Annotated in this window: 18 protein-coding genes and 1 riboswitch; of the genes, 5 read left to right on the top strand and 13 right to left on the bottom strand. The window is 56.2% G+C overall.

Annotated features, from left to right (window positions below):
- Positions 1 to 31 precede the first annotated feature (31 nt).
- Together araA and araB are read right to left on the bottom strand one after the other, a co-directional pair.
- The gene (gene araA / locus L370_RS11665; protein ID WP_023334481.1) at positions 32 to 1,534 is read right to left on the bottom strand and encodes an L-arabinose isomerase; all 1,503 of its coding nucleotides are present in this window, start codon (positions 1,532 to 1,534) and stop codon (positions 32 to 34) included.
- 10 nt (positions 1,535 to 1,544) lie between these two features.
- A complete protein-coding gene (gene araB / locus L370_RS11660) occupies positions 1,545 to 3,254 on the bottom strand; it encodes a ribulokinase (RefSeq protein ID WP_023334482.1) in 1,710 nt (569 codons plus the stop codon).
- 337 nt (positions 3,255 to 3,591) lie between these two features.
- On the opposite strand from araB, the gene araC reads away from it, so the two are divergent.
- Entirely contained in the window at positions 3,592 to 4,437 is an 846-nt protein-coding gene (araC, locus tag L370_RS11655; RefSeq protein ID WP_023310373.1) for an arabinose operon transcriptional regulator AraC, read from the top strand.
- A 118-nt stretch (positions 4,438 to 4,555) separates the two neighbouring features.
- Entirely contained in the window at positions 4,556 to 5,323 is a 768-nt protein-coding gene (locus L370_RS11650; RefSeq protein WP_023334483.1) for a DedA family protein, read from the top strand.
- Positions 5,324 to 5,367: 44 nt separating this feature from the next.
- On the opposite strand, the gene thiQ is transcribed toward L370_RS11650, so the two are convergent.
- From thiQ to sgrR, 4 genes are all read right to left on the bottom strand, one after another.
- Complete coding sequence (gene thiQ / locus L370_RS11645; protein ID WP_023334484.1) at positions 5,368 to 6,069, bottom strand: thiamine ABC transporter ATP-binding protein ThiQ; 702 nt, start codon at positions 6,067 to 6,069, stop codon at positions 5,368 to 5,370.
- Complete coding sequence (gene thiP, locus L370_RS11640; protein WP_023334485.1) at positions 6,053 to 7,663, bottom strand: thiamine/thiamine pyrophosphate ABC transporter permease ThiP; 1,611 nt, start codon at positions 7,661 to 7,663, stop codon at positions 6,053 to 6,055. Before thiP ends, thiQ begins: the two co-directional genes overlap by 17 nt.
- The gene (gene thiB, locus L370_RS11635) at positions 7,639 to 8,622 is read right to left on the bottom strand and encodes a thiamine ABC transporter substrate binding subunit (protein WP_023334486.1); all 984 of its coding nucleotides are present in this window, start codon (positions 8,620 to 8,622) and stop codon (positions 7,639 to 7,641) included. The genes thiP and thiB overlap by 25 nt, the downstream gene beginning before the upstream one ends.
- 31 nt (positions 8,623 to 8,653) lie before the next feature.
- Positions 8,654 to 8,754, bottom strand: a riboswitch (TPP riboswitch).
- Positions 8,755 to 8,790: 36 nt separating this feature from the next.
- The gene (gene sgrR / locus L370_RS11630) at positions 8,791 to 10,446 is read right to left on the bottom strand and encodes an HTH-type transcriptional regulator SgrR (RefSeq protein WP_023334487.1); all 1,656 of its coding nucleotides are present in this window, start codon (positions 10,444 to 10,446) and stop codon (positions 8,791 to 8,793) included.
- An 88-nt stretch (positions 10,447 to 10,534) separates the two neighbouring features.
- On the opposite strand from sgrR, the gene sgrT reads away from it, so the two are divergent.
- Both sgrT and L370_RS11620 read left to right on the top strand, forming a co-directional pair.
- Entirely contained in the window at positions 10,535 to 10,687 is a 153-nt protein-coding gene (sgrT, locus tag L370_RS11625) for a glucose uptake inhibitor SgrT (RefSeq protein WP_023334488.1), read from the top strand.
- A gap of 120 nt (positions 10,688 to 10,807) precedes the next feature.
- Positions 10,808 to 11,986: a sugar efflux transporter gene (locus tag L370_RS11620; protein WP_023334489.1), complete on the top strand. Its 1,179-nt coding sequence runs from the start codon at positions 10,808 to 10,810 to the stop codon at positions 11,984 to 11,986.
- Between the two features lie 48 nt (positions 11,987 to 12,034).
- On the opposite strand, the gene L370_RS11615 is transcribed toward L370_RS11620, so the two are convergent.
- The 7 genes from L370_RS11615 to leuL form a co-directional block, all read right to left on the bottom strand.
- Positions 12,035 to 12,616, bottom strand: a complete 582-nt coding sequence (locus L370_RS11615; protein WP_023334490.1) for a cytochrome b/b6 domain-containing protein — start codon at positions 12,614 to 12,616, stop codon at positions 12,035 to 12,037.
- A gap of 106 nt (positions 12,617 to 12,722) precedes the next feature.
- Positions 12,723 to 13,613, bottom strand: a complete 891-nt coding sequence (locus L370_RS11610; protein WP_023334491.1) for a cation diffusion facilitator family transporter — start codon at positions 13,611 to 13,613, stop codon at positions 12,723 to 12,725.
- A gap of 162 nt (positions 13,614 to 13,775) precedes the next feature.
- Positions 13,776 to 14,381, bottom strand: a complete 606-nt coding sequence (gene leuD / locus L370_RS11605) for a 3-isopropylmalate dehydratase small subunit (protein ID WP_023334492.1) — start codon at positions 14,379 to 14,381, stop codon at positions 13,776 to 13,778.
- A 10-nt stretch (positions 14,382 to 14,391) separates the two neighbouring features.
- The gene (gene leuC / locus L370_RS11600; RefSeq protein ID WP_023334493.1) at positions 14,392 to 15,792 is read right to left on the bottom strand and encodes a 3-isopropylmalate dehydratase large subunit; all 1,401 of its coding nucleotides are present in this window, start codon (positions 15,790 to 15,792) and stop codon (positions 14,392 to 14,394) included.
- 2 nt (positions 15,793 to 15,794) lie between these two features.
- A complete protein-coding gene (gene leuB, locus L370_RS11595; RefSeq protein ID WP_023334494.1) occupies positions 15,795 to 16,886 on the bottom strand; it encodes a 3-isopropylmalate dehydrogenase in 1,092 nt (363 codons plus the stop codon).
- Positions 16,886 to 18,457, bottom strand: a complete 1,572-nt coding sequence (leuA, locus tag L370_RS11590; protein WP_023334495.1) for a 2-isopropylmalate synthase — start codon at positions 18,455 to 18,457, stop codon at positions 16,886 to 16,888. The genes leuB and leuA overlap by 1 nt, the downstream gene beginning before the upstream one ends.
- Positions 18,458 to 18,548: 91 nt before the next feature.
- On the bottom strand, positions 18,549 to 18,635 hold the full coding sequence (leuL, locus tag L370_RS23805) for a leu operon leader peptide (RefSeq protein ID WP_071787438.1): 87 nt from the start codon (positions 18,633 to 18,635) through the stop codon (positions 18,549 to 18,551).
- A gap of 606 nt (positions 18,636 to 19,241) precedes the next feature.
- On the opposite strand from leuL, the gene leuO reads away from it, so the two are divergent.
- Entirely contained in the window at positions 19,242 to 20,186 is a 945-nt protein-coding gene (gene leuO / locus L370_RS11585; RefSeq protein WP_032666566.1) for a transcriptional regulator LeuO, read from the top strand.
- The last annotated feature ends 303 nt before the right edge of the window (positions 20,187 to 20,489 follow it).

The raw sequence follows: 20,489 nt of genomic DNA on the forward strand, positions 1-20,489 counted from the left end.
GGTAAACGCAGTGCCACCGGGCATTCAGGGCTTAGCGTTTTGAACCGTAATATACTTCGTTCCAGCGCAGCGCGTCTTTGAACGCAGGCAGGCGGGTATCGTTATCAATGACGGTCAGTTCGATATCGTGCAGCTCGGCGAACTGACGCATATCGTTCAGATCCAGCGCGTGGCTGAACACCGTATGGTGCGCGCCGCCGGCCAGGATCCAGGCCTCTGAGGCGGTTGGCAGGTCAGGCTGTGCTTTCCACAGGGCGTTAGCAACCGGCAGTTTCGGCAGGGAGTGCGGCGTTTCAACCGCATCGACGCAGTTCACCAGCAGGCGGAAACGATCGCCCAGATCGATCAGGCTGGCGTTGATGGCCGGGCCCGTACGGGTGTTGAAGATCAGACGCGCCGGATCGGCTTTACCGCCGATGCCGAGATACTGCACGTCGAGGATCGGTTTCTCTTCGACGGCAATAGAAGGGCACACTTCCAGCATGTGGGAGCCGAGCACCAGGTCGTTGCCGTTTTCGAAGTGGTAGGTGTAGTCCTCCATAAAGGAGGTGCCGCCCTGCAGACCGGTCGACATCACCTTCATGATGCGAAGCAGAGCGGCAGTTTTCCAGTCGCCTTCGCCCGCAAAGCCGTAGCCCTGCTGCATCAGACGTTGTACCGCCAGACCCGGCAGCTGTTTAAGACCGTGGAGGTCTTCAAAGGTGGTGGTAAAAGCGTGGAAGCCGCCCTGTTCCAGGAAGCGCTTCATGCCCAGCTCGATGCGCGCCGCGTCCAGCACGTTCTGGCGCTTGTCGCCGTTGATTTGTGCCGCAGGCGTCAGGCGGTAGCGGCTTTCGTACTCGTCCACCAGCGCGCTCACGTCGCCGTCGCTGATTTCATTCACCACCTGCACCAGGTCGCCCACGGCCCAGGTATTCACGGAGAAGCCGAACTTGATCTGCGCGGCGACTTTGTCACCGTCGGTGACCGCCACTTCACGCATGTTGTCGCCGAAGCGCACCACTTTCAGGTGGCGGGTATCCTGCTTAGAGACCGCCTGACGCATCCATGAGCCGATACGTTGTTGCGCCTTGCCATCCTGCCAGTGGCCGGTGACCACCGCGTGCTGCTGACGCATACGCGCGCCGATGAAGCCGAACTCGCGGCCGCCGTGCGCGGTCTGGTTCAGGTTCATAAAGTCCATGTCGATGCTGTCCCACGGCAGGGAGGCGTTGAACTGGGTATGGAACTGCAGCAGCGGTTTGTTGAGGATAGACAGGCCGTTGATCCACATTTTGGCCGGCGAGAAGGTGTGCAACCACACCACCAGCCCTGCGCATTTGTCGTCGTAGTTGGCGTCACGGCAGATATTAGTGATTTCGTCCGGCGTGGTGCCCAGCGGCTTCAGAACCAGTTTGCACGGCAGTTTGGCTTCCGCGTTCAGCGCGTTAACCACGTGCTCCGCGTGTTTCGTTACCTGCTGTAGCGCTTCCGTTCCGTACAGATGCTGGCTGCCAATCACAAACCACACTTCATAATTATTAAAAATGGTCATCATCGTGTCCTTAATGGGTCAGGGTTGCCGTAGTGTCCGCGGTGCTTTTAGCCGGGGCGGCGACAGGGAGATAGTGAAGTTCGGCGCTTTTTGCCCATTGCTGGTAGCGCTGATAAAGCTGTTCAAAGCGTTGTGCCTGCTGGACACGCGGCTGGAGTGTGTTTTCGACGGCGCTTGCCATGTGCTGCTGCGCGGTTGGGATATCGGCATGAACGCCTGCGGCCACGGCCGCGAAAATCGCCGCGCCCAGCGCGCAGCACTGATCGGAGGCCACAATCTGCAGCGGACGGTTCAGCACGTCGCAGCAGGCCTGCATGATCACCGGATTTTTACGGGCGATGCCGCCCAGCGCCATCACGTTGTTCACGTCGATGCCCTGACCGGTGAAGCACTCCATAATGGCGCGGGCACCGAAGGCCGTTGCGGCAATCAGGCCGCCGAACAGCGCAGGCGCGTCGGTTGCCAGGTTGAGATCCGCGATCACCCCTTTCAGACGCTGGTTGGCAAACGGCGTACGGCGGCCGTTAAACCAGTCCAGCACCACCGGGAGGTGATCGAGCGAGGGATTTTTCGCCCAGGCTTCGGTGAGCTGCGGCAAAAGCTGCTTTTTGCTCTCGGCTATCTGGGTTTTCAGCTCAGGATGCGCCGCCGCCAGCTGGTCCAGCGGCCAGCCGAGCACGCGGCCAAACCAGGCGTAGATATCGCCAAACGCGGACTGACCGGCTTCGAGGCCGATAAAGTCCGGCACCACGCTGCCGTCAACCTGGCCGCAGATGCCCTTCACCGCGCGGTCACCGACGGTGGCTTTATCCGCCGTCAGGATGTCGCAGGTGGAGGTGCCGATGACTTTCACCAGCGTGTTTGGCTGCGCGCCCGCGCCCACGGCGCCCATATGGCAGTCAAAGGCGCCGCCGGAGATCGCCACGTTCTGCGGCAGGCCGAGGCGTTTCGCCCACTCTTCGCAGAGCGTGCCGACCGGAATATCGGCGGTGAAGGTGTCGGTAAACAGCGGGTATGTCAGGTTCTTGTTGAGTATCGGGTCGAGCTCATCGAAGAACGCGGCCGGAGGCAGGCCGCCCCAGCTTTCATGCCACAGGGATTTATGCCCGGCGCTGCAGCGGCCGCGGCGGATATCCTGCGGTCGCGTGGTGCCGGAGAGCAGGGCAGGCACCCAGTCGCACAGCTCAACCCATGACGCCGCAGCCTGTGCGACTGCGGCGTCGGCGCGAGTAACGTGGAGGATCTTGGCCCAGAACCATTCGCTGGAGTAAATCCCGCCGATGTAGCGCGAGTAGTCCGTTTTGCCCGGCTGATGGCACAGCCGGGTGATGGCTTCGGCCTCTTCCACGGCGGTGTGGTCTTTCCACAATACGAACATGGCGTTCGGGTTGTCGGCAAACTCCGGGCGCAGCGCCAGCACGCGGCCTTCGGCATCCAAAGGGGCTGGCGTGGAGCCGGTGCTGTCGACGCCAATCCCGACAATCTCAGCCCGCTGGGCATCAGTCAGTTCAGCCAGGACGGTTTTGATCGCCGCTTCCATCGACTCGATATAGTCACGCGGGTGGTGGCGGAACTGGTTGTTTGGCGCGTCGCAGAAGCGCCCCTCTTGCCAGCGCGGATACCACTCAACGCTGGTTGCTATCTCCTGGCCGGACGTACAGTCCACTGCCAGCGCGCGAACTGAATCGCTGCCAAAATCGAGGCCAATCGCAATTGCCATGGTGTTGCTCCATCGAAAAAACAGGTATGGAAGAACATTAGAGACTGGGGACAAAAGTCGTCAGGCAGGATCCGCTAATCTTATGGACTAAATTGCTGTTACAACGGAAAGTGTGACGCCGTGCAAATATTCAATGTGGACATTTCTGCCGCACTTATAGACACTTTTGTTACTGGTTATCTGCCTGCTCTGGCGGAGAAATCAGGGGGGAAGGCTGAAACATGGCGGACGTAAAAGCGGCGTGATGCTTTTTGGAACTTTTCGCGGGCCATTTTTAACCTGCTTTTAATGATATGGACAATTGGTTTCCTTCAGGACCCTTGGGAGAACTGAATCTATGGCCGAAACGCAAAACGATCCCCTGCTGCCGGGATACTCGTTTAACGCGCACCTTGTGGCGGGACTGACCCCTATCGAGGCTGAGGGATATCTCGACTTTTACGTCGACCGACCGCTCGGGATGAAAGGGTATATCCTCAATCTGACCGTACGAGGAGAAGGGATCATCAAGAACGGTGACCAGCAGTTTGTCTGCCGTCCGGGCGATATCCTGCTATTCCCGCCGGGGGAGATCCACCACTATGGCCGTCATCCGGATGCCAAAGAGTGGTATCACCAGTGGGTCTACTTCCGTCCGCGCGCCTACTGGCAGGAGTGGCTTTCCTGGCCGGCTATTTTTGCGCACACCGGTTTTTATCGTCCGGATGAGGTTCATCTGGCGCAGTTTCGCGAGCTTTTTGCGCAGATTATCGAGGCGGGACAGGCCGGTGGGCGCTACGCTGAACTGCTGGCGATTAACCTGCTCGAACAGCTGCTGCTGCGACGGATGGAGGCGATTAACGAGTCGCTTAACCCGCCGCTGGATAACCGCGTGCGCGACGCCTGCCAGTACATCAGCGACCACCTGGCCGATAGCCAGTTTGATATCGCCAGCGTTGCCCAGCACGTCTGCCTGTCGCCGTCGCGGCTGTCGCATCTGTTCCGTCAGCAGCTGGGCGTCAGCGTATTGAGCTGGCGCGAGGATCAGCGCATCAGCCAGGCGAAACTGCTGCTCAGCACCACCCGGATGCCGATCGCCACCGTGGGGCGCAACGTGGGATTTGAGGATCAGCTCTATTTCTCCCGGGTATTTAAAAAATGTACCGGCGCCAGCCCGAGTGAATTCCGCGCGGGATGTGAATAAACGGTAAACATTCAGGTGAACTTCAGGCGCATCTTGTAAACTATTCAGACAATTGATGCCTTGACGCGGTGGGGGGCGCTAAGCAGAATCGCTGATTCGTTTTCTGACCGGAATAGTTATGCAGGCATTGCTGGAACACTTTATTACCCAGTCCGTTATGTACTCGCTCATCGCCGTGGCGCTGGTGGCGTTTCTGGAATCGCTGGCGCTGGTTGGGCTGATCCTGCCCGGCACCGTGATGATGGCGGGGCTTGGGGCGCTGATTGGCAGCGGTGAGGTCAATTTCTGGCAGGCGTGGCTGGCCGGGATTATCGGCTGTTTGCTGGGCGACTGGATCTCCTTCTGGCTGGGCTGGCGCTTTAAGAAGCCGCTGCACCGCTGGTCGTTCATGAAAAAGAACAAAGCCCTGCTGGATAAAACCGAGCATGCGCTGCACCAGCACAGCATGTTTACCATTCTCGTCGGCCGCTTTGTGGGACCAACGCGTCCGCTGGTGCCGATGGTGGCGGGAATGCTGGATCTGCCCGTCGCGAAATTCGTGGTACCGAACATTATCGGCTGCGTCTTCTGGCCGCCGTTCTACTTCCTGCCGGGGATCCTCGCGGGTGCTGCCATTGATATTCCTGACGGGATGCAAAGCGGTGAGTTTAAGTGGCTGCTGCTGGGCACGGCTGTGCTGCTGTGGCTGGCTGCGTGGCTCTGCTGGCGGTTATGGCGCAGCGCGAAAGCCAGTGTCGATCGCTTGACGCGCTATCTTCCGCGCTCTCGTCTTTTGTGGCTGGCTCCGCTGACGCTGGGTGTGGCCGTGGTGGCGCTGGTCGCGCTGATTCGCCACCCGCTGATGCCGGTATACGGTGAGATTTTATTAAAAGTGGTCAGCCGTTAGGGACTTTTTCCCTCTCCCCGTGGGAGAGGGCCAGGGTGAGGGCATCAGACCGCACGAATGCCCAACAGTGAAGACGCCCCCGCTTTACCACTCAGCAATTCTTCTGTCTTCCCATCCCACAAAATACGTCCTTCGGCAATCACCACCGATCGCGGCGCGATGCGGGCGGCATCCTCAATACTGTGCGACACCATCAGCATCGTCAACTGCTGGCGCTGACAGACGTCCTGCACCAGCGCCAGCATCTCCTGGCGCAGCGCGGGATCGAGCGCCGAGAACGGCTCATCCAGCAGCAGTATCGGCTGCTCGCGTACCAGACAACGTGCCAGCGCCACGCGCTGACGCTGGCCGCCGGAAAGCTCGCCCGGCAGCCTGTCAATGAATTCGGTGATCCCCATCTGGGCGGCAATGATCTCCAGCTTCTGGCGCTGGGCATCGTTCAGCCTGAGTCCCGGATGCATTCCCAGCGCGATGTTTTGCCGCACCGTCAGATGGGTAAACAGGTTGTTTTCCTGAAACAGCATTGAGACAGGACGTTTTGCGGGCGGCGTGTGGGTATGATCGTGATTGTTAATGACGATCGCGCCGCTTGCCGGCTGCAGAAAACCGGCAATCAAATTAAGCAGCGTGCTTTTTCCCGCGCCGCTTGGGCCAAGTACGGCGATCATCTCCCCCTTACGCACGGAGAGCGTGAAGCGCATCGGCAGATGCTGGTAAAGCCAGGTTACATCATTCAGTTTTAACATCACGCCCCGGAAGTTTTTCGATAACGGTAAATAAGGCAAAGCACAGCAGCAGCAGTAACAGCGCGGTGACCGCACCGTCCTGACTGCGATAAGAGCCGATCTGCTGATAGAGCCAGTATGGCAGCGTGCGGAAATCGTCATTGCCAAAGAGCGCCACTACGCCAAAATCGCCAATCGACAGCACGCAGGCAAACGCCAGCGCCTGCGCCAGCGGACGTTTTAGCGCGCGGAGTTCGACCGCCTTCAGCCGCTGCCAGCCCTGCATGCCCAGCGACTGGCACAGCAAACCGTAGCGGCTGTTGACGTCGCGCATCGGGTTTTCCAGCACCTTGAGCGCGTAGGGGATGGCCATCAGGGCGTTAGTGAAAATCACGATGCCATCGGCCCTTTCCGGCAGGCCAATGGTGCTGTTGAACAGTAAAAAGAAGCCCGTCGCCAGCACGATGCCCGGCATCGCCAGGATCAGCATGCCCGTCAGCTCCAGCGCCTGTCCGGCTTTACGGGCATGTCGCGCGTACAGCTCGCGGCTGCTCCAGAGCAACATCATGGTCAGCGTCACGCACAGTAGCCCGGCTGCCAGCGCAATGCGCAACGAGGTCCATGTGGCTTGCCACAGGACCGGCTGTTGCAGTACCGACACCACATTCCTGTTGAGGCCATCGGCGATCACGGCCAGCAGCGGCGGCAGCAGAAGCAGGAGCGCCAGCGCGATCAGCATCACGTCCGAGATGCGGCTGTGCAGGCTGTCCTGCGGATCGCGCCAGCCAGAAAGATTATTGCTTCCTGCGGGGATCGCTTTGCTCAGCCGCTGGCTGAGTAACACCAGCGCAAGGCAGCACGCCATCTGCACCATCGCCAGCAGCGCGGCGCGACCGGGATCGTAGTCGTAACTTAGCGCCTGGTAAATCGCCAGCTCAATGGTGGTAGCCTGCGGCCCGCCGCCGAGCGACAGCACGGTGGCAAAGCTGGCAAAACAGAGCATAAAGATTAATGCCGCTACCGGCGGGAGCTGGCGGCGCAGCCACGGCCATTCGACAAAGCGGAAGAATGACCAGCCGCGCATGCCGAGCTGGGCGGCAACCTGACGCTGTTCGCCGGGAATATTTTCCAGCGCCTGCAAAAAGAGGCGCGTTGCCATCGGCATATTGAAAAAGACGTGCGCCAGCAGAATGCCCTGCAGGCCGTAAGGCGAGAATGACCATTCCAGACCAAGCAGGCCGAATAGCGAGGCCAGCCAGCCCTGGCGACCGTAAACGCTCAGAATACCAAATACCGCCACCAGCACGGGCAGGATCAGCGTCATCGCGCACAGCCGCAGCAGGGCAAGCCTGCCGGGGAAACGCCGCCGATACAGGGCGCGCGCCAGAAAAATGGCCGGGATCGCCGACAGCAGGGCAGAAAGCGACGCCTGCCAGAAGGAGAACCGGATAACGTGCCAGAGGTAGCCGTCGTGCCAGAGCGCGAGCAGGTCACTCTCTGGCGCGTTGAACCACAGTGCAAGAAAAGCCCCCAGGCTGACCACCACCATCACTATGGCGGCGAGGAGCCCGGGAAGTAACCAGCCGGGAATCAGCGGCTGACGGCGCGTTGCCATTCACTTACCCATGCTGCACGCTGCGCGGCGACCTGCTGCGGCGTAAACTCCAGCGAGGTTTTTGGTTTGGTCAACTGCTCGAAACCTGCGGGCAGGGCAATGTTAGTGACCGGATACATCCAGTTGCCTGCGGGAATCGCATTCTGGAACGCCGGTGAAACCATAAACTTCAGGAACTTCTCGGCCAGCTCCGGCTGTTTGCTGGCGGCGGTACGCGCGGCGACTTCCACCTGCAGATAGTGTCCTTCACCAAAATTAGCGGCGGCGTAGTTATCTTTCTTCTCGGCGATAATGTGGTAGGCCGGAGAGGTGGTGTAGCTCAGCACCAGGTCGCTTTCACCTTTCAGGAACAGGCCATAGGCTTCGCTCCAGCCCTTGGTGACGGTGACGGTTTTGGCGGCCAGCTTCTGCCACGCTTCCGGCGCTTTATCCCCGTAGACCTTTTGCATCCACAGCAGCAGGCCCAGGCCAGGCGTACTGGTACGCGGGTCTTCATAAATCACGCGCCATTTCTGATCGCTTTCGACCAGCTCTTTCAGGCTCTTCGGCGGGTTTTTCAGCTTATTTTTGTCGTAAACAAAAGCAAAGTAGCCGTAATCGAACGGCACAAAGGTGTCGTTTTTCCAGCCGCCCGGCACGTTAACGGCATCTGCCGCGACGCCGCTTTTGGCAAACAGTTTGGTCTGCGAGGCGGCGTCCAGCAGGTTGTTATCCAGCCCGAGCACCACGTCGGCCTTGCTGTTTTTCCCTTCCATGCGCAGACGGTTGAGCAGCGACACGCCATCTTCCAGCGCCACGAACTTCAGCTCGCAGTTACAGTCCGCTTCAAAGGCTTTTTTAACCACCGGGCCAGGGCCCCAGTCGGCAGAGAAAGAGTCATAGGTGTAGACCGTCAGGACGGGCTTGGCAAAAGCAGGCAGCGCAAACAGCGCCAGCAGGGGAAGAACTTTTTTTAACACTTTGCACCTCAAAGTTGAGTGGCAAAGGATTTTGAGCAACAGCCTCAAATCCCTTCGCCGGCGTTATCCGGATCAGGTTCGACGGGTATTATCTCAGCGCACATCTGTGATGCAGCACCCCGTTGAGAACGGCGCTATTGTAATGATTTGGTGAATATTACGAAAGCGTTATGGCTCCGGCGGCGCAAACCAGGCGGATTTAAAATCAAACCAGCCCAGGGTGTTCATCCGCAGGCCGCGCATGCTGCGCTGGCCCTGGATCATCAGCCAGTGGTGGATCAACGGGACGATCGCCTGCTCGGCCAGCAGCTGCTGGCACCACGCTGCAAGATTCATATCTCCCGCACGCCACTGGGCGGCGTCCTGCTGCCAGTCACGGTCGATGCAGTGCTGGATGAGAGGCACTTCATACAGATGCGAGAAAAGGGAAAAATCGAGCGGCAGGGTAAAGTTGGCGCTGTTGAGCCAGATATCACTGGCGATCTCTCCCTGATGCCATTCGTCATAGTCCACTTCCCTGATCTCCAGCTTGACCCCCTCGGCTGCCAGCAGTCGGGTCATGATTCTGGCGATAAAACGATGCTCTACGTGCTCGCGGTAGTAGGTCAGGGTGATGGACTCCAGCCCTGCGGGTTTGTCGCAGTGCACCGGGCGGGCGTGGTGCCAGCGCGGAAGCAGGCCGTACGCCGGGAACCAGTATGTCTGGTACTGCTCTTCCGCATGGTAGATCAGGTTGGAAGGGGACAAAACGTGGCTGATCCACTTGCGGACGGCCTGGTTTGCCCCACGGTGGGTGCGGCGGTCAAAGAGGAGATAGTAGCAGCCCTCCTCCAGGCGGCTCTCCACGGCCTTTTCTCCGGTGGTGGGGCCTTCAAGCGTCAGCCCGCAGCTCAGGTCTTCATTGAGATCCGGTAATACCCATACGTTCACTTCGTCGATCAGCGCCCGATAGCCAAAGTAGTCATCGAACGCGCGGATTTTCAGCTGGTTGCTGTTATTGCGGGAGACGGAGTAGGGCCCGGTGCCAATTGGCAGGCTGGCAAAATTGTTCAATGTTTCCCACTCGCCGGGCAGAATCATCGACGGCACGTAGCCCAGCAGCCAGGGAAGCCACTTATCCTGCTGCGACAGCTCAATATCCAGCGTCCAGGCCGTGGGGGAGTGGACGCGGGAGATATGCGAGTAGAGCGGGAGCTTGCGTGCTCGCTCCAGAGACGCGATGACGTCGTGCATTTCCAGCTCGCGGCCGTGGTGAAAATGGATGCCGGGGCGTAAGAAAAAGCGCCAGTGAAGCGGGGAAACCTGCTGCCAGTGGTGCGCGATATCCGCCTCCAGTTCCCCATTTTCCTCATTTATCCGCGTCAGGCCGCTGAAGATTTGCCGGGCCATATGGGTTTCAGAGCGGCGTAAGGCCGTGCCGGGCAATAGATTTTTCATCGGACGGTAGTAGAGCACCCGCAGAATGTGTCGGCCCTGACGAAAGCTGCGTCCGAGATGGGAAACCAGCATCTGGCGCACGGCGGCCTTGTCACCCACCAGCTGTACCAGCTGATCGATGCGGTCCTGCTCAAGCAGGTCTTCCGCGCGCTGCTGCTGCAACGCCAGCCCGGTATAGAGAAAGGTCAGCCGCGAACGTTTGCCGCGTCCCGCCTCCGCTTCCCAGCTTAACCAGCCCTGTTGCTGCATGGTGTTGAGCAGCGTGCGCATATGGCGGCGGGAGCAGCTAAGCAGGTCAGCCAGCTCGTTGAGCGTGGTCTCCTGCGATTGCCCCTCGCAGCACTGCCAGAGGCGGATAAACTGTTGTTGCAGACGACCGGAAGGCATAAAAGGGGAACTCCTGACAAAAAACCAGCAATTTATTTATCCCTATATTAGGCCAATAATTCTCCTCGATGAAGCGAGGAGGTAAATTATGAAGAGGTCTACCGCACGTCAGTTTTATCAGCAGTACTTTTCAGCGACGAAGGGATCGTCCTGGCTGGCCCGCCGGTGTGCCGAGCAACGGCTGAAAACGTTAGAAGAATTGATGCAGTGGGACGTTACAACACCGACCTCTTCCCGCTAACTCGCCTCGATCATGTGTGACTGAGTATTGGTGCTAATCACCCGCCAGCAAAATGTTTTTGCTGGCTTTTTTCGTTTATTCTTTCACCCAATTTCGATTCGCTTTCACAAGGACTTGCGCATGCTGTGGTTGATGACGATGGGGCGACGCCTGAACGGCGTGTATGCCGCTTTTATGCTGGTGGCCTTTATGATGGGCGTGGCGGGGGCGCTGCAGGCGCCGACGCTGAGCCTGTTTCTCAGCCGCGAGGTGGGGGCACAGCCGTTTTGGGTCGGCCTGTTTTATACCGTCAACGCGATTGCGGGGATCCTGGTCAGCCTCGCGCTGGCGAAACGATCGGATAGCCAGGGCGATCGTCGTAAGCTGATCCTCTTTTGCTGCGCCATGGCCGTGGGTAACGCGCTGCTCTTTGCCTTCAACCGCCACTACCTGACGCTGATTACCTGCGGCGTACTGCTGGCGTCGCTGGCGAACACCGCCATGCCGCAGCTGTTCGCGCTGGCCCGTGAATATGCGGATAACTCGGCGCGTGAAGTGGTGATGTTCAGCTCGGTGATGCGTGCCCAGCTTTCGCTGGCGTGGGTCATTGGCCCACCGCTGGCCTTCATGCTGGCGTTGAACTACGGCTTTACCACCATGTTTTCCATTGCCGCCGGGATTTTTGTCATCAGCCTGGTATTGATTGCCTTTGCGCTGCCGTCCGTGGCGCGCGTCGAACAGGCGACGGATAAACCTGTCACCCAGGTGAGCGGCTGGCAGGACAAAAACGTCCGCATGCTGTTTATTGCCTCCACGCTGATGTGGACCTGCAACACCATGTACATCATCGATATGCCGCTGTGGATCAGCAGCGATCTGGGTTTACCGGACAAACTCGCGGGGATCTTAATGGGAACTGCCGCCGGGCTGGAAATTCCGGCAATGATTCTGGCGGGTTACTACGTTAAGCGCTTTGGAAAGCGCAGGATGATGATCGTCGCCGTGGCGGCCGGGGTGCTGTTCTACGCGGGGCTGATCCTTTTCCATTCGCGAGAAGCGTTGCTGGCTCTTCAGCTGTTTAACGCCGTGTTTATTGGGATTGTTGCCGGGATCGGCATGCTCTGGTTTCAGGATCTCATGCCCGGTCGTGCAGGTTCGGCGACCACGCTTTTTACCAACAGTATTTCAACCGGAGTGATTCTGGCTGGCGTGATTCAGGGGGCGCTGGCGCAAAGCTATGGGCATGCGTCTGTCTACTGGATGATTGCGGCGCTATCCGTCGTGACGCTCCTGCTGACCTGCCGCGTAAAAGACGTGTGATTGGATGAGTGAAACGGAGCCCGGGAACGCCGGGCTCTGCGAACTGTTTTATTCTGAATACTGATATTTACGCTGTGCGCGTAGCGTCAGGTACATATGAACGAGGCCCATGAAACCGTGTGCCCAGAAATATGTCTCGATAAAGACCGTCAGGAATTTATGCAAATCCAGGACGGATTCCGTGACGGACGAAACCGGCCCGAGCGTGGCGTTCAGCACGAACCAGGCCGCGCCGCAGAGTGCAACGCCCAGCAGCGCCAGCACGCCAAGACCTTGCACCGTTGCCGCCATGCCGCCGGCATGCGCGTCAGGAAGCTGACGCTGCGCGAGGGTGCGAATATCGTCAACAATTCCACGAAAATCCAGCGCCAGCCAGGCGAAGTAATACTTAAATCCGCGCTGGGTTAACATCCATGCCATCATGGCAATGCCACAAAAAATTAAACCAAATCCGGAGATAACATGGACCCAGGTGATAATTCCGTTTAACCCGGATTCGTGGAGGGCTTCACTTTCGGTGAAATTAGAATTGATAATCTGGGCCAGAACCAGTACGGCCACAAGAATGTGCAGTATGCGAAGAAAAGGCGTTTCTTTATGGGGAAGCGTATCGCGTAATGTTGGGTTCATCGCTTTTTACCTCAATAATGAGAGTGCTCATGCGATGCAGTGTGACGCAGATTAATTAACGAAACCTTAACGATCGCTTGCGTCACACTGTATTTATGCGTTCTGATTAGTGGGCTGGATCAATATGCGTCATCACGTTCAGTACATTGAATTTTTGCATTACATTGTTTCTGGCATTCACAGCAATCTGATGTCCTTCTTTTACGCTTAATTCGCCGTTCACTTCCAGATGGACATCGACAAGGGCTAAGTCGCCCATCTTGCGGGTTTTTAAATCATGGAGCCCGGTGACGCCCTCGGTTGCAAGAAGACACGTTTTGATGTCGTGCTCCAGTTCGGGCTCAAGCGAGCGGTCCATCAGGTCGTGCAGGGCATCGGCAGAGAATTTGTAACCCATATGGGCGATGAAAATCCCGACAATCAGGGCCGCAATCAGGTCCATCGCGTGAAAACCCACTAAATTCCCGGCAATGCCGATGGCGACGACCACTGACGAGGCTGCGTCAGAGCGGGCATGCCAGGCATTGGCTATCAGCAGCGAGGACTGAATACGTTTTCCCGTGGCAAACATGTATCTGAACAGGCTTTCCTTCACCACCAGCGCCAGTATTGCCACCCACAACGCGGCCCCGTTCACCAGCTGATGCGTCTCGGGGTGAAGCAGTTTATTCCCTGCGGACCAGAGCATCCCGACGCCAACAAGCAGCAGAATAGCGCCAATAATGAGCTTTGCACCGTTTTCGAAACGCAGATGACCGTAATGATGATCGATATCAGAGGCTTTCTGACTCTTTTTATTTGCAATAAGAACGACAAAGTCAGAGGACAAATCGGAAAGAGAATGAATCCCATCAGCAATTAACCCCTGTGAGCCGGAGAATATTCCTGCAACTATCTGAAAGCCGGTGAGTAAACTATTTATTATCACGCTTACTAATGTGCATTTTTGTATTTCTCGAGAACGGAGATGAGACTCATTGCCATTTTTCTTTTCCATGATTATGTCCGCTGCCAGCTGATTGAGCGGTTATTCTGCGCAGGAAACATTAAATTGACATTAAATATAACGTCATTATTGGCTGGGTTTGGGACGTATTTACAGAAGGTGGCGGGTATCGGGATAAAACGCGGCCTGCAGAATGGACTGCAGGCCGGAGGATTATTTCATAAATGCAGGTTGCTTGTTTTCGTAAGTGGCAATCGCCTCGTCGTGCTGGAGAGTTAAACCAATGCTGTCCAGACCGTTCAGCATGCAGTGACGGCGGAACGCATCAATGCTGAAGCTGTAAGTCTTATCCCCGGCTTTCACCACTTCCGCTTCCAGATCCACTTCAAACGAAATGCCCGGATTCGCCTTAACCAGCGCGAACAATTCATCGACCTGTTCATCGCTCAGCGTGACGGGCAGCAGCTGGTTGTTGAAGCTGTTGCCGTAAAAAATATCCGCGAAGCTTGGGGCAATGACCACTTTAAACCCGTAGTCGGTGAGCGCCCACGGCGCGTGTTCACGGGATGAGCCGCAGCCAAAGTTTTCGCGCGCCAGCAGAATGGATGCCCCTTTGTATTCCGGGAAGTTCAGGACGAATTCCGGGTTCGGCACTTCGCCTTTGTCGTCCAGGAATCGCCAGTCGTTGAACAGATGCGCACCAAAACCAGTACGCGTCACTTTCTGCAGAAACTGTTTCGGAATAATAGCGTCAGTATCGACGTTAGCGGCGTCCAGAGGGACAACCCGGCCCGTATGTTGGGTAAATTTCTCTGCCATGATTGTCTCCTTATTTCAGGCTGCGAATATCGGCGAAATGGCCGGTGACTGCCGCAGCGGCGGCCATTGCCGGGCTGACCAGATGGGTGCGCCCACCGCGGCCCTGACGGCCTTCAAAGTTACGGTTGCTGGTGGAGGCGCAGCGCTCACCCGGATTCAGGCGGTCGTTGTTCATGGCCAGACACATGGAGCAGCCAGGCAGGCGCCACTCGAAGCCCGCTTCGATAAAGATCTTATCCAGACCTTCGGCTTCCGCCTGGGCCTTCACCGGACCGGAGCCAGGTACCACCAGCGCCTGCACGCCCGGTGCCACTTTGCGGCCTTTGGCAATTTCGGCGGCGGCACGCAAATCTTCGATACGGGAGTTGGTGCAGGAACCGATAAAGACTTTATCAATGGCAACGTCGGTCAACGGCACGCCGGGCTTCAGCCCCATATAGGCCAGCGCTTTTTCCGCACTGGCGCGCTCGACCGGATCGGCGAAGGAGGCTGGATCGGGAATGGCGTCATTGACGGAAATCACCTGGCCTGGGTTGGTGCCCCAGGTCACCTGAGGCGCAATCTCTTCAGCCTGCAGCGTGACAACGGTATCAAACGTTGCGCCATCGTCGGTCTTCAGGGTTTTCCAGTACGCGACCGCGTCGTCAAAATTCTGACCTTTCGGCGCGTGCAGACGACCCTTCACGTAGTTAAAGGTGGTTTCGTCCGGGGCGACCAGACCGGCTTTTGCGCCCATCTCAATGGCCATATTGCACAGGGTCATGCGTCCCTCCATGCTCAGCGCCTGGATGGCTTCACCGCAGAATTCAACAACATGACCGGTGCCGCCCGCGCTGCCGGTTTTACCGATGATGGCCAGCACGATGTCTTTTGCGGTAATACCCGGTGCGGCTTTACCCTTCACTTCAATCTTCATGGTTTTGGCGCGGCCCTGTTTCAGGGTCTGCGTTGCCAGCACGTGTTCCACTTCGGACGTGCCGATACCGAACGCCAGGGCGCCAAACGCGCCGTGGGTCGCGGTATGGGAGTCTCCGCAGACGATGGTCATGCCCGGCAGGGTGATCCCTTGCTCAGGCCCCATCACGTGGACGATCCCCTGGTATGGATGGTTCAGGTCGTACAGCTCAACGCCAAATTCCTTGCAGTTCTTAATCAGCTCCTGCATCTGGATACGGGCCATCTCACCCGAAGCATTAATGTCTTTGGTCTGGGTGGATACGTTGTGATCCATCGTCGCGAAGGTTTTACCCGGCTGACGTACCGGGCGCTTGTGCGCGCGCAGGCCGTCAAATGCCTGAGGAGAGGTCACTTCGTGCACCAGATGACGGTCAATGTACAGCAGCGGGGTTTCGTTTGGTGCCTCGTAAACAACGTGCGCATCAAACAACTTTTCATATAACGTCTTAGCCATGATTACACCCCTTCAGCGACATAGCGGGCAATGATGTCGCCCATTTCATCGGTACTGACTGCCGCCGTGCCGCGTGCTAAATCGCCGGTACGGACGCCTTCTTCTAACGCCCGGTTAATGGCGTTCTCAATTGCGGTTGCCGCATCGCCTGCATCCAGGCTGTAGCGCAGCAGCAGGGCCAGGGAGAGGATCTGCGCAATCGGGTTGGCAATGTTTTTGCCTGCGATATCCGGCGCGGAGCCGCCTGCCGGCTCGTACAGGCCAAAGCCCTCTTCGTTCAGGCTTGCGGAGGGCAGCATCCCCATGGAGCCGGTGATCATCGCGCACTCGTCAGAGAGGATATCGCCGAACAGGTTGGAGCACAGCAGCACGTCAAACTGGGACGGATCCTTAATCAGCTGCATGGTTGCGTTGTCGATGTACATGTGCGACAGCGCGACGTCCGGGTACTGCTTAGCCACTTCACTGACGATCTCGCGCCACAAAATGGAAGACTGCAGCACGTTCGCTTTATCAATGGAGGTTACTTTATGGCGGCGTTTGCGAGCCGACTCAAACGCGATGTGGGCGATACGTTCGATTTCGAAGCGGTGATACACCTCGGTGTCGAACGCTTTCTCGTGTTGTCCGCTGCCTTCGCGCCCTTTTGGCTGACCGAAATAGATCCCGCCGGTCAGTTCACGCACGCACAGAATGTCGAAACCGTTGGCGGCGATATCCGCGCGCAGCGGGCAGAACTCTTCCAGACCCTGATACAGCTTCGCCGGACGCAGGTTGCTGAACAGCTTGAAATGTTTACGCAGCGGCAGCAGCGCGCCGCGCTCTGGCTGCTCTGCTGGCGGCAGGTGTTCCCATTTCGGGCCACCGACGGAACCAAACAGCACGGCATCGGCATTTTCGCAGCCTTCCACGGTCGCTTTCGGCAGCGGCGTACCGTGGTTATCAATTGCAATACCGCCCACATCGTAGTGGCTGGTGGTGATTTTCATCGCAAAACGCGCGCGAACGGCTTCCAGTACTTTCAGCGACTGTGCCATCACTTCCGGACCAATACCGTCGCCCGGTAACACAGCAATATGGTAATTCTTCGACATTACACGGTTTCCTTGTTGTTCTCTTTATTCTGAGCTTTGCGTTGCAACTCTTTTTCGACTTCGGCGGCGCGCCAGATGTTGTTCAGAACGTGCACCATCGCTTTCGCGGAGGATTCAACGATATCGGTCGCCAGGCCCACGCCGTGGAAGCGACGGCCGTTGTAATTGACCACGATGTCCACTTGACCCAGTGCATCTTTACCGTGGCCCTTGGCCGTCAGGTCATACTTCACCAGCTCAACGTCGTACTCGGTGACGCGGTTAATCGCCTGGTAGATGGCATCAACAGGGCCATTACCGTTGGCGGCCTCTGCTTTAATTTCATCACCGCAGGCCAGTTTGACCGAGGCGGTGGCGATGTCGCTGGAGCCGGACTGCACGTTGAAGTAATCCAGGCGGAAGTGCTCCGGTTCTTCCTGCTGCTTGTTAATAAAGGCCAGCGCTTCCAGGTCATAGTCGAACACCTGGCCTTTTTTGTCGGCCAGTTTCAGGAACGCGTCGTACAGCTGATCCATGTTGTAATCGCTGTCCTTGTAACCCATCTCTTCCATACGGTGCTTAACCGCCGCGCGGCCGGAACGGGAGGTCAGGTTCAGCTGCACCTGATTCAGGCCGATGGATTCCGGGGTCATGATTTCGTAGTTTTCGCGATTTTTCAGCACGCCATCCTGGTGAATACCGGAGGAGTGTGCGAAGGCACCGGTACCGACAATCGCTTTGTTAGCCGGGATAGGCATGTTGCAAATCTGGCTGACGGTCTGGCTGGTGCGCCAGATTTCGTTGTGATTGATGCGGGTGTGCACGTCCATGATGTCTTTGCGCACTTTGATCGCCATGATCACTTCTTCCAGCGAACAGTTGCCCGCGCGTTCGCCGATACCGTTCATCGCACCCTCTACCTGGCGCGCCCCGGCGTGGACGGCAGCGATAGCATTACCTACGGCCAGACCCAAATCATCGTGGGTGTGGACGGAGATAATTGCCTTATCAATATTTGGTACGCGGTCATACAGGCCGGTGATGATGTTGGAGAACTCAAACGGCATGGTGTAGCCGACGGTGTCCGGGATGTTGATGGTTTTCGCGCCCGCGTTGATGGCGGCTTCTACGACGCGCGCCAGATCTTCGATTGGCGTACGGCCCGCATCTTCACAGGAGAATTCAACGTCATCGGTATAGTTGCGTGCGCGCTTAACCATGTAGACCGCGCGCTCAATCACCTCATCCAGCGTGCTGCGCAGCTTGGTTGCGATGTGCATAGGCGAGGTCGCAATAAAGGTGTGGATACGGAACGCTTCGGCCACTTTCAATGACTCGGCAGCAACGTCGATGTCTTTCTCTACGCAGCGCGCCAGGGCACATACGCGGCTGTTTTTAATCGTGCGAGCGATAGTCTGGACGGATTCGAAATCACCCGGAGACGAGACCGGGAAACCGACCTCCATCACGTCGACACCCATACGTTCGAGAGCCAGCGCGATCTGCAGTTTCTCTTTTACACTCAGGCTTGCCTGTAATGCCTGTTCACCGTCACGTAAAGTAGTATCGAAAATAATGACTTGCTGGCTCATGGGTTAGGTCCTTGTCAGTCTTAGGGCGCCTTGCTACGAGCATAAAAAAACCCGCGCAGTGGCGCGGGTTTTTAGTCTTACTGGTGACGATTCAACGCTGAATTTCGCCCGCCAGTCTACCGCGCACAGTGAATGCGTTTAGTAGTAGTAGACCGGTGAAACGAATGGTGCGAATCATGAATCGTGCTCCGTTAAATTCAATATGCTTTTAGTGGTACTGGATACGCCCGTTCATGTCAACCCCTGACGATGAAAACGCGCCCGACAGACGGAATTGACAGGGTGATCGCTTTAGCTAATTGTGCTGGTTTTCGCTTTCGCGACCCGACTAATTGTCTAATTTTGGACTTAAGAAAAGCGTTGCATAAACAAATAAATATTATTGTTTAAAATGCGTAAAATGCCCTGAAGACGATCCTTTATGATTAAAAGGTTTTGATATCATCAAGTTATAAATGCTGTGAATCTATTCTATAATGTTGAAAAGCGAACAGAGATAACAGGTTGTTAACTAATCGTGGGGGGATAGCAATAACAGTTTAATAATACTTAAGTCATCATTAACCTGACGGCAATTGTATATTTGTTTGGTTTATGGTTTCATTCAAATCCTAAAGTCAAACATATCATTTGCGCTCATTAATTTTCGTTTATATTGAGTCTTTATATATTCCGAATTTTAAATAATTCTCTTTCGCTGTTCGTATTTGCATGATAAATCATATTTTTCGAGATTATTACCGTACGATGGCAAAGGGAGTGTAGCGTGACAGTGGAGTCAGAAGTGTCAGAAAATAATATTAAACAACCTCAAGCTACTGATGGGATTAAACCGCAGTTACGCACGGTGGATCTTAATCTTCTGACGGTGTTTGATGCTGTCATGCAGGAACAGAATATCACCCGCGCGGCCCAAACGTTGGGGATGTCTCAACCTGCCGTAAGTAATGCCGTTGCCAGACTTAAGGTCATGTTTAACGACGAGTTATTTGTCCGTTACGGGAGGGGGATTCAGCCTACAGCGCGCGCATTTCAACTGTTTGGCTCTATCCGCCAGGCGTTGCAGTTGGTACAAAACGAGCTGCCGGGATCGGGCTTTGAACCCTTAAGCAGCGAGCGCGTATTCCATCTTTGCGTCTGTAGCCCGTTAGATAATTATTTAACATCGATTATTTATAATAAAGTTGAAGAGATTGCACCCAATATCAATCTGGTTTTTAAATCATCCCTGAATCAAAACACGGAACATCAGTTACGCTATCAGGAGATCGAATTTGTTCTGGGATATGAAGAGTTCCGTCGTCCAGAATTTTCCTGCGTGCCGCTGTTTAAAGATGAAATGGTTCTGGTCGCCAGTAAAAAACACCCGCGCCTTAATTCTCCGCTGCGAGAAAACGATGTTTATAACGAGCAGCACGCCGTTGTTGCGCTAGACAGATATGCGTCCTTTAGCCTGCCGTGGTATGACACTGCGGATAAACAGGCAAGCGTAGCTTATCAGGGCATGGCCATGGTCAGCGTATTAAACGTGGTCTCCCAGACGCATCTGGTGGCGATTGCGCCGCGCTGGCTGGCAGAAGAGTTTTCTGACCCTTTAAATCTGCAAATTTTGCCTCTGCCGCTCAAGCTAAACAGCCGTACCTGTTATCTTTCCTGGCATGAAGCGGCGGGTCGGGATAAAGGACATCAGTGGATGGAAGAGCTGCTGGTTGGCATCTGTCGCCGATAAACGCATCAGGATAAATTGCATCGGTTTATGTGATTTATCCTGATTTCTTTTGGATAATTGCTATTTTGTTCTGCTGTGATTTTTTTCAGGCTGCTCTACGGCACGCAAAAATAGATGATTTCCTGCATTGTCGTGCTTTTCAGCGATGATTTATCACCCCATCCTCTATTCCCAGAGGAATTAACCATATCTTCTGTTAACGGCTGCTTTTTCTGCTTTGCGTGCCGTTTATCTCCCCGGGTTTGCTAATTGCCTGCCTCATAACGAGCGGTTAAGGTAAAGAACACTCTGCAAAATATAAGA

Source organism: Enterobacter sp. MGH 24, assembly GCF_000493015.1.
Classification (GTDB): domain Bacteria; phylum Pseudomonadota; class Gammaproteobacteria; order Enterobacterales; family Enterobacteriaceae; genus Enterobacter.

Coding starts and splice junctions, on each gene's coding strand:
- thiQ (WP_023334484.1), bottom strand. CDS start 6,069: ATGTTAAAACTGAATGATGTAACCTGGCTTTACCAGCATCTGCCGATG.
- leuD (WP_023334492.1), bottom strand. CDS start 14,381: ATGGCAGAGAAATTTACCCAACATACGGGCCGGGTTGTCCCTCTGGAC.
- L370_RS11620 (WP_023334489.1), top strand. CDS start 10,808: ATGCTGTGGTTGATGACGATGGGGCGACGCCTGAACGGCGTGTATGCC.
- araC (WP_023310373.1), top strand. CDS start 3,592: ATGGCCGAAACGCAAAACGATCCCCTGCTGCCGGGATACTCGTTTAAC.
- leuA (WP_023334495.1), bottom strand. CDS start 18,457: ATGAGCCAGCAAGTCATTATTTTCGATACTACTTTACGTGACGGTGAA.
- sgrT (WP_023334488.1), top strand. CDS start 10,535: ATGAAGAGGTCTACCGCACGTCAGTTTTATCAGCAGTACTTTTCAGCG.
- araA (WP_023334481.1), bottom strand. CDS start 1,534: ATGACCATTTTTAATAATTATGAAGTGTGGTTTGTGATTGGCAGCCAG.
- leuC (WP_023334493.1), bottom strand. CDS start 15,792: ATGGCTAAGACGTTATATGAAAAGTTGTTTGATGCGCACGTTGTTTAC.
- leuL (WP_071787438.1), bottom strand. CDS start 18,635: ATGATTCGCACCATTCGTTTCACCGGTCTACTACTACTAAACGCATTC.
- sgrR (WP_023334487.1), bottom strand. CDS start 10,446: ATGCCTTCCGGTCGTCTGCAACAACAGTTTATCCGCCTCTGGCAGTGC.
- L370_RS11650 (WP_023334483.1), top strand. CDS start 4,556: ATGCAGGCATTGCTGGAACACTTTATTACCCAGTCCGTTATGTACTCG.
- thiP (WP_023334485.1), bottom strand. CDS start 7,663: ATGGCAACGCGCCGTCAGCCGCTGATTCCCGGCTGGTTACTTCCCGGG.
- L370_RS11610 (WP_023334491.1), bottom strand. CDS start 13,613: ATGGAAAAGAAAAATGGCAATGAGTCTCATCTCCGTTCTCGAGAAATA.
- leuB (WP_023334494.1), bottom strand. CDS start 16,886: ATGTCGAAGAATTACCATATTGCTGTGTTACCGGGCGACGGTATTGGT.
- araB (WP_023334482.1), bottom strand. CDS start 3,254: ATGGCAATTGCGATTGGCCTCGATTTTGGCAGCGATTCAGTTCGCGCG.
- L370_RS11615 (WP_023334490.1), bottom strand. CDS start 12,616: ATGAACCCAACATTACGCGATACGCTTCCCCATAAAGAAACGCCTTTT.